10 protein-coding genes and 1 tRNA gene are annotated in these 12,599 nt (G+C 38.5%); 9 read left to right on the forward strand and 2 right to left on the reverse strand.

The annotated features are described in order from the left end of the window. Positions 1-91 precede the first annotated feature (91 nt). Positions 92-1,810 (reverse strand): transcription termination factor Rho, encoded by a 1,719-nt coding sequence (rho, locus tag ACFSR6_RS02430; protein ID WP_379074440.1) that lies wholly within the window; start codon positions 1,808-1,810, stop codon positions 92-94. A 420-nt stretch (positions 1,811-2,230) separates the two neighbouring features. Between rho and pyrF the strand changes: the two genes are divergently transcribed. The 4 genes from pyrF to ACFSR6_RS02450 all read left to right on the forward strand — a co-directional run bounded on the left by pyrF (position 2,231) and on the right by ACFSR6_RS02450 (position 5,278). Next, positions 2,231-3,061 (forward strand): orotidine-5'-phosphate decarboxylase, encoded by an 831-nt coding sequence (gene pyrF / locus ACFSR6_RS02435; protein ID WP_379074443.1) that lies wholly within the window; start codon positions 2,231-2,233, stop codon positions 3,059-3,061. A 312-nt stretch (positions 3,062-3,373) separates the two neighbouring features. Continuing rightward, complete coding sequence (locus ACFSR6_RS02440; RefSeq protein ID WP_379074446.1) at positions 3,374-4,657, forward strand: DUF2851 family protein; 1,284 nt, start codon at positions 3,374-3,376, stop codon at positions 4,655-4,657. A 52-nt stretch (positions 4,658-4,709) separates the two neighbouring features. Further along, complete coding sequence (locus ACFSR6_RS02445; RefSeq protein WP_379074449.1) at positions 4,710-4,925, forward strand: hypothetical protein; 216 nt, start codon at positions 4,710-4,712, stop codon at positions 4,923-4,925. A 134-nt stretch (positions 4,926-5,059) separates the two neighbouring features. Further along, the gene (locus tag ACFSR6_RS02450; RefSeq protein ID WP_183763703.1) at positions 5,060-5,278 is read left to right on the forward strand and encodes a PspC domain-containing protein; all 219 of its coding nucleotides are present in this window, start codon (positions 5,060-5,062) and stop codon (positions 5,276-5,278) included. A 76-nt stretch (positions 5,279-5,354) separates the two neighbouring features. On the opposite strand, the gene ACFSR6_RS02455 is transcribed toward ACFSR6_RS02450, so the two are convergent. Then, complete coding sequence (locus tag ACFSR6_RS02455; RefSeq protein WP_379074452.1) at positions 5,355-6,011, reverse strand: ankyrin repeat domain-containing protein; 657 nt, start codon at positions 6,009-6,011, stop codon at positions 5,355-5,357. A 1,426-nt stretch (positions 6,012-7,437) separates the two neighbouring features. Between ACFSR6_RS02455 and ACFSR6_RS02460 the strand changes: the two genes are divergently transcribed. The 5 genes from ACFSR6_RS02460 to ACFSR6_RS02480 all read left to right on the forward strand — a co-directional run bounded on the left by ACFSR6_RS02460 (position 7,438) and on the right by ACFSR6_RS02480 (position 12,569). After that, positions 7,438-10,029 (forward strand): FtsK/SpoIIIE family DNA translocase, encoded by a 2,592-nt coding sequence (locus tag ACFSR6_RS02460; protein WP_379074455.1) that lies wholly within the window; start codon positions 7,438-7,440, stop codon positions 10,027-10,029. Between the two features lie 58 nt (positions 10,030-10,087). Beyond that, a complete protein-coding gene (locus ACFSR6_RS02465) occupies positions 10,088-10,738 on the forward strand; it encodes a LolA family protein (protein WP_379074457.1) in 651 nt (216 codons plus the stop codon). 493 nt (positions 10,739-11,231) lie between these two features. Beyond that, on the forward strand, positions 11,232-11,504 hold the full coding sequence (locus ACFSR6_RS02470; protein ID WP_379074460.1) for a hypothetical protein: 273 nt from the start codon (positions 11,232-11,234) through the stop codon (positions 11,502-11,504). 49 nt (positions 11,505-11,553) lie between these two features. Next, positions 11,554-12,318: an MBL fold metallo-hydrolase gene (locus ACFSR6_RS02475; protein WP_379074463.1), complete on the forward strand. Its 765-nt coding sequence runs from the start codon at positions 11,554-11,556 to the stop codon at positions 12,316-12,318. Positions 12,319-12,485: 167 nt separating this feature from the next. Further along, positions 12,486-12,569: transfer RNA gene (locus ACFSR6_RS02480), tRNA-Leu, on the forward strand. Positions 12,570-12,599 lie beyond the last annotated feature (30 nt).

Raw genomic sequence — 12,599 nt, forward strand, 5'->3', positions numbered from 1 at the left:
GCAAATCTAGCATAAAACCTTTAAAGCTGTAAGACTTAAGACACCAAATAGGAAGCCTTAAGCCTTACGCCTTTTACCTTTCAGCCTTAATTTAGCTGTTCATCGAAATTAAGAACTCTTCGTTGCTTTTTGTCCCTTTTATCTGAGATTGAACAAATTCCATTGCCTCCTGACTGTTCATGTCAGCAAGGTGGTTACGTAAAATCCATACGCGCTGTAAAGTATCCCTGTCGTGTAATAAATCGTCGCGGCGTGTACTTGATGCCGTGATATCAATTGCAGGGAAAATACGTTTGTTAGATAATTTACGGTCTAACTGAAGCTCCATGTTACCGGTTCCTTTAAATTCTTCGAAAATTACCTCATCCATTTTAGAACCTGTATCAGTTAATGCTGTGGCTAAAATGGTTAGTGAACCACCGTTTTCAATATTACGTGCCGCACCGAAGAAACGTTTAGGTTTATGCAGGGCGTTGGCATCAACACCACCTGATAATATTTTGCCCGAAGCCGGTGCCGTGGTGTTATATGCACGGGCCAAACGTGTAATCGAGTCTAAAAGAATTACTACATCGTGTCCGCTTTCTACCAAACGTTTCGATTTCTCTAAAACTATATTGGCAATTTTAACATGACGTTCAGCAGGTTCGTCAAAAGTTGAGGCAATTACCTCGGCCCTTACGCTACGCGCCATATCAGTAACCTCTTCCGGGCGCTCATCAATTAATAAGATAATCAGGTAAACTTCCGGGTGGTTTTTAGCAATTGCGTTGGCCACTTCTTTTAATAAATTGGTTTTACCCGTTTTAGGCTGGGCAACAATTAAACCGCGCTGTCCTTTACCAATCGGTGTAAATAAATCCATAATACGGGTAGAATAATTATTCGTATCCGTAAACAGGTTTAATCTTTCGGTTGGGAAAAGCGGAGTTAAATAGTCAAAAGGAACGCGATCGCGAACTTCAGCCGGAATTCTGCCATTAATGGTTTCTACGCGAACCAATGGGAAATATTTTTCGCCTTCTTTTGGTGGGCGGATACTACCTTTCACGGTATCGCCGGTTTTTAATCCAAAAAGTTTTATTTGAGACTGAGATACATAAATATCATCAGGAGAAGTTAAGTAGTTGTAATCTGCAGAACGCAAGAAACCGTAGCCATCAGGCATAATTTCTAAAACGCCTTCATTTGTAATTACGTTATCGAAATCTAAGTTAGAGTAACTGTTTTCGTTTTTGTGGTGGTTGCCACCGCCCGGTTGTTTTTGCTGGCGGTTTTCATCGCGCTGTGATTTTTCCTGTTTTTCTTTTGGCTCTTGTTTTTGTTTTGGAGCAACAGGAAGTACTTCTGCACTTTCTTCTATTAAAGCCGATATAGGTTTTACACTCTCTTCAGCTTCAATAACCCTTTCTGGCTGTTGTTGATATTGAGTTTCGTCAAATAACGTTACCGTATCTTTTCTTCTTGCAATTGGTACTGCAGTCTCATCTTTAGGTAACCTTGCTCTTTTTTTAACCGGTTTATCGGCTGTGGCAGCAACAGGCTGATCGGCCACCGCTGTTGAAGCTGCTGCCGCGGCTTTTGATGCTTTTGCAGCTTTGGTTTTAGGAGCAGGTGTATTTACAATGGGTTCGATTTCGCTGTAAGGGTCAGCGCCGGATTTCGCGGCATTTATAATGTCCTGTTGGTGTAACAGTACTTCAACAAGGTCGATTTTTCTTAGGGAGTCGGCACCTTCAATGCCATAGCTTTTTGCCAGCTCACGTAATTCTGTTGTGAGCTTATCATTTAATTCTGTTTTACTAAACATTCTAAATATATATGTTTCAAGAAATTTTTCATTTGTTTATAACGGATGTTTTCTGTTATAAATCTACTCAGGCCTAAAAAATATTTGTGTTAGCGCAAGCCTGGTTTTATTGTGTATAAGTTCTTAGGCTATAAAACATAAATGAGTGCATTAGGGATAATGTTCAAAGTGTTTCATAATTGTTTATAAGCTGAACAAAAGCAATTTTGGCTTCTAAAAAATGGTAACAAAAAACAAATTTTGATAAATTTTTCTGGGATATTCAGATAAACGGTTGAGAAATTATGTTGCAATTCTATGTATTTGAAACGTAATCTGCAAGCAAAAGTTTAAAATGTTTATAAAAATAATTCAAGCGGGTATTATTTTATCGTTCAAAAAACTTAAAAATCTTCATATTTGCAGCAAATAAGCCCATATATGACAAAGCAACAACTTTTTGAGCAGATACAAAAAAAACGTTCATTTTTATGTGTCGGATTGGATTCCTCATTAGATAAGATCCCAAAACACCTGTTAAAATATGAAAATCCGGTTTTGGAATTCAATAAACAGATTATTGATGCAACCCACGATTTGTGTGTGGCTTATAAACCCAATACCGCTTTTTACGAGTGTTATGGTAAAAAAGGTTGGGAAACTTTGATCGAAACCTGGAAATACATTCCACAGGATATTTTTTCTATTGCCGATGCCAAACGAGGCGATATCGGTAATACTTCTGCCATGTACGCCGAAACTTTCTTTAATGCGGAATCATCAGAAATGAGTTTTGATTCGGTTACGGTAGCTCCTTATATGGGAAGTGATTCGATCATGCCGTTTTTAAATTTTAAGGGTAAATGGGTAATCCTCTTGGCTTTAACTTCTAACAGTGGTCATGCCGATTTTCAGTTACAGGAGATAGGTGACGATAAACTTTTCGAGAAGGTGATTAAAACCTCACAAAACTGGGCAACTGATGAGCAGATGATGTATGTGGTAGGTGCAACCCGTGGTTCAGCTTTTGGCGATGTACGTAAACTGGCGCCAACTCATTTCCTATTGGTGCCTGGTGTTGGCGCGCAGGGGGGCGATTTGAAAGAAGTATGTAAATATGGGTTAAATGCGCAATGCGGATTATTGATCAACTCATCAAGAGGAATTATTTACGCCGGTCAGGGCGAAGATTTTGCCGAAAGGACAAGGGAAGAAGCCTTAAAACTGCAACAGGAAATGGAACAGATTTTGGTTAAAGCAGGGTTGGTATAAAAAACTACATATATGCTTTTTTATGAAAACTATTTTACTTTCCGTGAAAGTGCTATAGATTGTGTTACTTGATTGATAATATTGAAAGCAATATAGAGAAAAAGCAGCATTACAGGGGTCTGAAGGCTGTTTCTCATCACGGTAGTGGGCTATTCATTTTAATATTAGTCAGAAAACAACCTGGTATTTTGCATTTGAAAAAGTGGGAACCGTTATTTGGTTACCTGTGTTTTTAATAACTATTGCAAAGAAGTACAGGATTTAAACTTATAAGTTAGTTGTAGCGAAATAATAAATTCGTTATCTTCAAGGATGAATTTTCCGGAAGATTTTCTTCATTATGTATGGCAGTTCAGGTCGTTTGATTATAACGGGCTGCAAACTGTAGCGGGAGAAAGCTTAAAAGTTATCAATCCGGGATTGCTCAATAAAAACGCCGGACCGGATTTTTTTCATGCGAAGATCGAAATCGACGGTACCACCTGGGCGGGCAATGTAGAAATCCACCTCAAATCGTCAGATTGGCTAAAGCATAATCATCAGAAAGACCCTGCTTACGAGAATGTGATTTTGCATGTGGTTTATGAACATGATGTCGAAATTAAAAGAATGGACAGCACCGTATTGCCAGTGCTCGAGTTAAAAAAACGCATTTCTCCTGACCTGGTTAAAAAATACGAAAACCTGTTTCTTACCCTTACTGATTTTCCTTGTATTGCCCAGATCGGAACGGTTGATTCATTAATAGTTGATTCTTTTTTGGCCAGGACCCTGATTGAGCGTTTCGAGCAAAAAACAAATGCAGTTATTGAAACCCTGAACGAACTAAACGGCAATTGGGATGAGACTTTCTACCGTTTTATGGCGCGTAATTTTGGATTCAAAATTAACGCACTGCCTTTCGAACTGATTACAAAAGCAGTTCCGCAGAATATCTATTCCAAACATAAAGATAACCCACATCAAATTGAGGCCATTGTTTTTGGTGCGGCAGGATTTTTAAATGATCAGTTTGATGAAGGATATCCCCAAAAGCTAAAAGCCGAATTCGCGTTTCTCAGGAAGAAGTATAGCATTGAGCCAATGGAAATTTCGGTGTGGAAATTTATGCGTATGCGACCACAGAATTTTCCAACAATTAGGTTGGCACAGTTTGCCGCGCTGATTGTAAAGGCAAATCATCTTTTTTCTAAAATTATGGTGATTAAAGAAGTTAATGATTTACGTAACCTATTCGAAAATTTGCCTGTAAACGATTATTGGAAAACACATTATCATTTTAAAAAAGAAACCAGCGGTGTAAACATACAGATCGGTAAAGGTTCGGTAGATAACATTCTGCTAAATACGGTTGCTTTATTTTTGTTTGCTTATGGTAAATATACAGATACTCCTTTTTACATCAGCAGGGCCATAAAGTTGCTCGAAAGCCTTCCGGCTGAAGAAAATGCAATTATTGATAAATTTAGGGGAGCAGGGGTGAAAATCAGACATGCGTTTGCTTCGCAAGCAATTTTGCAGCTAAAAAAGCAATATTGTAATGAGAAAAAATGCTTATCTTGTGGTATTGGAATTAAAATTTTAAAGCAGGCCTAACCAGATTCTAACTTCTGGTAAAACTTTCTAACCTATAATCCGTTTTTATACTATGGAATTTCCTCACGAGCTAAAAGAACTCTATCCTGATCAGATTATTGAGGTTAGGGGCAATGCCGATGCCCTGACTGTTATTTTAAACAAACATGTTGATATCCATAGATTTAAAGCAGAACTGGTCGAGAATTTTTCGGGGCTGGAAGAGCAGCAAACGCTTTTTATTAAACATGAGGATAAACAGGATTTTGAAAAACTGGTTCTGGGATAATTAAGACCGTTATGCTATTGAAAATATAACCAATTATTATTCCTAAATTAGAGTTAAGAAATCAAATTATGAATTCGGTTTCCAATAATTTTATCTTGTGGTATTGTTATTAAGATTTTTAAAATAAGCTTAAAATGTTCCAAAGAATCATAACCTATTTTGAACAACAGAGTTTTGGTGTTTCTACTTATTTGGCTAACAAGTTAAATATGAGTACAGCGAAGGTTCGTTTGTTTTTTATTTACTCTTCATTTTTAGCGGTAGGTTTTCCAATATTATTCTATTTTTTGGCAGCTGTTGTACTCGATATCAGGACTTACATCAAAAGAATGCGGCTAAGGATCTGGGAATAATGTAAGCGGTAATATGGATGATGGAAAATGGTTAACAAATCAGACTTTCGACTAAAGACTCACGACTCCAGGCTAACTAATCATCGTCTCTCAAAATCTCTGCAATTTCGTTAAAACCTTTTTCAGCGGCTAAATCTGCAGGTAATTTTCCGCCTTCCATGCGTAAAGATACTTCTGCGCCATGTTCCAGCAATAAAATAATCAATTCTATGTTCCCCAATTGTGCCGCAGTGTGTAAAGGTGCTAATCCTGCTTTCTGGCAAACATTCGGGTATGCACCTGCATCTAACAGCATTTTAGTGATATTGAAATTATTGGCGGCAACTGCCGAGTGGATGGGAAATACGTTAAAACCATTTTTTGAGGCCAGGTTAACATCTGCTCCTTTTAATACCAAAAAACGGGCTAATTCTTCATGCCCGAAATAGCAGGCTAGGCCCAATGGTGTAAATCCATCATCAGAAAATTCGTTTACGCGCTCCGGGTTTTGAAAAATTGATAAGGTAGCCGCATCGAATTTACCAACTGCACAGGCTTCAAATAAGGTTAAATGATCTGTAAACTCAGCTATTAAGTCGGCTATTTCTTGCTTTTTGTAGTAACAAGCCAATAATAACGGCGAAATGTGATGAGAAGTATCCAAATTTGCCAATTTTGGATTTTCTACTAAAATTTCTTTTACTGCTTGTAAATTTCCAGCCTCAATTTGCTCTTCGAGTTGCGCTATGCTCATAATATTGTTTCAAAAATCGCTTTAAATTAACAAAAATTAAGAAATTGTAAACTTTAATACCTAAATATATTTAGTGTAAGGCAATCTACCAAGGCCTCAGAGGTCAAAAAAACGTGATGTCTAAAAAAAATGAGCAACCGTTCAAAAATTGCTAACTGAAAGCTGTTAACTCATTTGGGCGTTACCCAATCCCGTGAAAAACGGGAAAGGGGGCAGGCTTTGCAGGGCTGCGCTTCGCTCCGGTACCGATGAAGGATCGGTACTGAACCCTTACAATCCCTAACGCAAAACCTATTTTTTTTAATCAGCAATTAATTTTAAAGCCTAAGCATTACTGGCCTGAGTAAAATAAACCTGATAGAACGAAAAGCCCGGAACGAGGTACGAGTGAGGACTTGAAGTGATAGCGGGACTGTTATAACCGAAGTGCACAGAACCCTGCTTTTCAAAATAATATAGACCTGCTATTCACCTGAGTTCATTAAACATTGGTTAACCATTAAATAATATGGGCGTTACCCAATCCCGTGAAAAACGGGAAAGGGCCGGGCTTTTCAGGGCTGCGCTTCGCTCCGGTACCGATGAAGGATCGGTACTGAACCCTTACAATCCGTAACGCAAACCCACTGTCTTGGCAACCATTAGATTTAAGCCCTAAGCACTACAGACTCAGGTTAAATAAACCTGATAGAATGGAAAGCCCGGAGCGAAGAAATGAGTGAGGACTTGGAGCGATAGCGGGACTATCGTAACCGAAGTGTATAGAACCCTGCTTTTCAAATGATATTGACCAATTAAGTCATCAATAGGGTACTTCGACAGGCTACCATTGACAGATCCTATAGAAGAATCGTCCTTTCGACTGGAGCCAGCCTATTTTGCCGGCAGCGAAATGGAGAAAGCTATAGAGACAGATTTAGCTTCGCTGATCACTTCGCGGTTCTCGACTGCGTTGCACTCCGCTCGAAATGACGACTCGTGAGAGGGCTGTCAATCATATTGATTTTTATACAATAAATTATCCCCCAGGATGACAATATGTGTAGGTAAATGTGTCGTTACGAGTATACCGAGCCTAAAGCTAACTTAATTAATGTAATTATTAGGGATTACCAACAATGAACGATTTATTTAATAAAAAAAATAATTTATGGACACTAAAAAAAATCCCGTTTAGCCCCTCCAGGCAAAACGGGATAAAACCTAAAACAAAATCCGTTTCATTTGACAAAACGTAACAACTTGTGTGTTGTTAAAATAATAGACTATAATTTCTGTTTAAGGTTTAATGCCCGATGAATATTTTTATTTAATTTAAGGCAGATTATATAAAATTGTTTATGGGCACGATTTGTGATTATTTTTTTTATTAATGCTGCTCAGTTTTATCTAAGTTTGTTCTATATTAAATTATTTAGGAAAGAAAATGTCGGTACGGGGTAACCAGTTTAAAACCAATACATTCAGAGATAAAGGCGCTGAAAATGCACCTGGCAGGTCTTCATCGGGCCGTCAGACCAAAGAAAAAAGAGAATTTTTACCAAGGTTCGATCTGGCAGATGGCCGCGCAATTAAAATTGTAGGTCTGTTTTTTGTGATCTTATCCCTATACTTTTTAATAGCCTTTACATCGTACCTGTTTACCTGGCAGGATGACCAGAGTTACGTGATCGATGCAAATGGCGGTTGGGGCAATCTGTTTAAAACATCCGAAGAGTTAAAAACTGCTGGAGTTACCACCCCGGTTGTTCAAAACTGGTTGGGTAAGTTTGGTGCATTGTTATCACATCAGTTCATTTACGAATGGTTTGGTATTGCTTCCTTTTTATTTGTTCTGGCTTTTTTTATTATTGGCTACCGTTTATTGTTTAAGGTTAAAATCCTTTCTATTTCTAAAACACTGGGCTATAGCTTTTTCTTTTTACTTTTTATTTCGTTAACCCTAGGTTTTGCACACAGTTTCTGGTCAGAGTCGCCACATTACCTGGAAGGTGAGTTTGGTTACTGGAGCAATAAATTGTTAAGTGCCCAAATTGGGGCTGCCGGTGTTGCCGGGTTAATAGCATTTGCCGGATTAACCATTTTGATCATTGCTTATAACATCGATTTTAAATTCCCTGAACGTAAAGCAAAAGAGGTTTACCTGGATAACGAAACACCCGATTATGTAAACGATATCAGGGAGCAAGCCATAAAAAACAAGACTTTCGATGAGCATTCATCGTCAATTGAATCTCTCGTATCGGATAAACCGGTAAATAACGAGCGTAAACAACAAAATGTGATATTACAGCCAAGCCGTTTCGAAGAAAAAGAAGAGGAAGAAAAAGTATCACCTGTTGTATTATCACCGTTAGCTACTAATCTGCCCATCGCTTCTGCAGCAGCAACTGCTACACCTTTAGTGGTGGAGCCGCCAATAGAAGACGAAAAAGAGCCTGCATTTACCATCGAAAAAACGGAAGAGGAGAAAAAATCAGACGATCTGGTTGAGCAGTTTGGTAATTATGATGAAAAGCTCGATTTATCAGGCTATAAGTATCCTACAGTTGATTTGCTCGAAAATTACGGTACCAATAAAATTTCAGTTAATGCAGAAGAACTGGAGGCCAACAAGAATAAAATTGTCGAAACCCTTAATCATTATAATATCGAAATCGATAAGATTAAGGCTACAATTGGTCCTACAGTTACCCTTTACGAGATTATTCCTGCTCCGGGGGTAAGGATTTCTAAAATTAAAAATTTAGAAGATGATATCGCGCTTTCATTGGCCGCGCTGGGCATACGTATTATTGCACCAATGCCGGGTAAAGGTACAATTGGTATCGAGGTGCCAAACCAGCATCCTGAAATGGTGCCTATGCGAAGCATCCTGAATACTGAAAAATGGAGCCAGACTACCATGGATTTGCCAATTGCCCTCGGAAAAACCATTAGTAACGAGGTTTTTATTGCCGATTTGGCTAAAATGCCACACTTATTGGTAGCTGGGGCAACCGGGCAGGGTAAATCAGTTGGTATTAATTCCATTTTGGTTTCGCTGTTGTTTAAAAAACACCCGGCACAGCTGAAATTTGTACTTGTCGATCCGAAAAAGGTAGAATTAACCCTGTTTAACCGCATTGAAAGGCACTTTTTAGCCAAACTCCCTGGGGAGGCAGATGCCATTATTACCGATACCAAAAAGGTGGTCAATACCTTAAACTCACTTTGTATCGAAATGGATCAGCGTTACGATTTGTTGAAAGATGCACAGGTAAGGAATTTAAAAGAATACAACGATAAATTTATCAAACGTAAGCTTAACCCTAATAATGGTCACCGCTTTTTGCCTTTTATTGTGTTAGTGGTTGATGAGTTTGCCGACCTGATGATGACAGCTGGTAAAGAGGTTGAGGCTCCGATAGCACGTTTGGCGCAGCTGGCCAGGGCAATCGGAATCCATTTGGTTCTGGCTACACAGCGCCCATCCGTAAATATTATTACAGGTACCATTAAGGCCAATTTCCCGGCCAGGTTAGCGTTTAGGGTTTTATCTAAAATCGATTCGCGTACCATTTTAGATAGTGGCGGTGCCGATCAGTTAATAGGTCGGGGCGATATGCTTTTATCTACAGGTAGCGACTTAATCAGGCTACAGTGTGCTTTCGTTGATACACCCGAGGTTGACCGGATTTCAGAATATATCGGTAACCAGCGCGGTTATGCCGATGCGTACCAGCTGCCAGAATATATAGATGAAGCAGGGGAGGGAAGCAAGGCCGATTTCGACCCCAACGAGCGCGACAAGTTCTTTGAGGATGCTGCAAGGCTTATTGTGATGCATCAACAGGGCTCAACTTCATTGATACAGCGTAAACTTAAACTGGGTTACAACAGGGCAGGGCGAATTATTGACCAATTGGAGGCCGCAGGTATTGTTGGCCCGTTTGAAGGAAGTAAAGCCAGAGAAGTTTTATACCCCGATGAGTATTCTTTGGAACAATTCTTGAATGGTATGGATAATCAGGAGTAGATTAAACCATTTAACAATAATTCACTCCAACGTTTCAAAGAAAAATAAAAAAGAAAAGATGAAGAAATTAATTTCAGCATTAATGGTTGTAGTTGCTTTTACCGCTTCAACTTATGCTCAAACTGATGCGAAAGCTAAAGCCATTTTAGCAGATGTGAGTAAAAAATACAAATCGTATAATATCGTAAAAACAGATTTTACTTTCACTTTGGATAATCCAAAAGCTAAAGTAAAAGAAACTCAGCAAGGTACTTTATACGTAAAAGCCAACTCAAATAAATATAAAGTGGCCATGACCAACCAGGAGCTGTTTAGTGATGGTAAAAGCCAATGGACTTATTTGAAAAAGGACAAAGAAGTGCAGGTAAGTAATGTAGATAACAGCGGCGACGCCATTAATCCTGCTAAAATTTTCACTGTTTACGAAAAAGGATTCAAATATGTTTATACCGGCGATGAGAAAGTTGGTGGTAAAACTTATGAAATGATCGACTTAACACCTGTTGATGCTAAAAAATCGATCTTCAAAGTTCGTTTAAGCATTGATAAAGCTGCTAAACAGATTGCAAACGTGGTATTGTTTGATAAAAACGGAAACAAATACACTTACAATGTGAAAACTTTCTCGCCTAACGTAAATGTGCCAGAAACTACTTTTGCTTTCGATGCCAAAAAATATCCTGGTGTTGAGGTGGTAGATTTAAGATAATTGTTATTACCGCCTAGGCGGGATGAAACTTGGAAGGTTCAGTTGGAAACAGCTGAACTTTTTTTTGTTCCTACCACTCCAGGCATTTTTTTAAAGGCGTATTAAGTTTTGATTCTGATTATCAGGTGGTTGTGTGTAATTCCGTCATTGCGAGGCGGGATATGAGCGAGCCGAAGCAATCCATCATATAATTTAACATCAAAAAGATTTTTCATCTGTAGCTTAGTGTTTTAATAGTATTCAAGCTCGCTTAGTGGGTGTTTCACTCCTTCGTAAACCCCCTTCTTCAGTTCGCAATGGCGAAGTTAATACCAAAACTCACGTTAATAACTACATTTTTCTTCCATATTACCACCTCAGGCAATTTAATTCACTTAAGAAAAACCATAACTGAATATGTTTTATTTGGTAAGGCTACAGCAAAAACATAAAAAGCTATATTTTTTACAAACTGATTTATGAATGCTGCGCAGATTTATCTAAGTTTGTTCCAATGTCTTTGCCACTAACAAACCATACTTTAGAGAAACTAGAGGCCTTGCTTTTTGCAATGGGCTATAAGGTGCGCTACGAAAAAGGAAACTTTAAAACGGGTTCTTGTTTATTGGAACATAATAAAGTAATCGTGGTTAATAAATTTTCAAACCTTGAAGGAAAAATAACTGCGTTGGTTACTTTGGTGAAACAGACCAACGCTGATGAAAACCTGCTGGAAGAAAAACAAAGGCAGTTTTATCAATCCTTACAACAGACCGAATTATTTTAATGAAGTTACACCGCTGCAGTTATAAGTATAGGAAAGGAAATTTAAGCCGATGAAAGTTACTTTTTTAGGTACCGGTACATCGCAGGGCGTTCCTGTAATTGCTTGTGGGTGTGAAGTTTGTTTATCGCCGGATAAAAAAGACAAACGTTTAAGAACTTCCATTTTAATAGAAACCACTGATAAAACAATTGTGGTAGATAGCGGTCCGGATTTCCGTTATCAATTGCTGCGTGAAGGGGTAAAAGATCTGGATGCGGTTTTGTTTACACATGAACATAAAGATCATATTGCCGGATTAGACGATATCAGGCCCTTTAATTACCTTTTGCACAAGGTAATTGACGTATATGCAACAGAGAGGGTACAAGCCTCACTTAAGAGGGAATTTTATTACATTTTTGCCGAAACTAAATACCATGGTTTACCACAGATTAACCTTCATACCGTAACCAATGGCGAAGATTTTAAAATTGGCGAAAGCACCATTATTCCTTTTGAAATCATGCACCATTTACTTCCTATTACGGGTTACAGGATAGGCAGTTTTACTTATATTACCGACGCTAAAACCATATCAGAAGAAAGTTTTGATAAAATAAAAGGTTCTAAAATTTTGGTCATTAACGCTTTGCAGAAAGCGCCGCATATTTCGCACTTCACGTTAGACGAAGCCATTGCTTTTGCCGAAAAAGCCGGTGCCGAAGTGACTTATCTTACACACATCAGCCATAACCTGGGCAAACACGCAGAGGTAGAAAAAGATTTACCCAAGCACATCCGACTGGCTTATGACGGGTTAAAACTGGAGATTTAAACTTTTCAGAAATCTAAAATTAATTGTGGTTCAGGGCAGGAATCTATCCCGATGGCTATCGGGATGATAAGCATATGGTCTAAAAAGTAAAAAAGATGTATCCGAAATCTCAATATTTTTATAAATACCCATTTTTTTTCATTTCAAATGATATATTTGCAGCATAAACCCAGGTGGCGAAATTGGTAGACGCACCATCTTGAGGGGGTGGCGCTGGCAACGGCGTGGCAGTTCGAATCTGCTTCTGGGTACAACCGCACTTTGAACATTTTAAAGTGCGG

This window comes from Pedobacter vanadiisoli, from assembly GCF_042684385.1.
In the GTDB taxonomy this organism is placed as follows: Bacteria; Bacteroidota; Bacteroidia; order Sphingobacteriales; family Sphingobacteriaceae; genus Pedobacter; species Pedobacter vanadiisoli.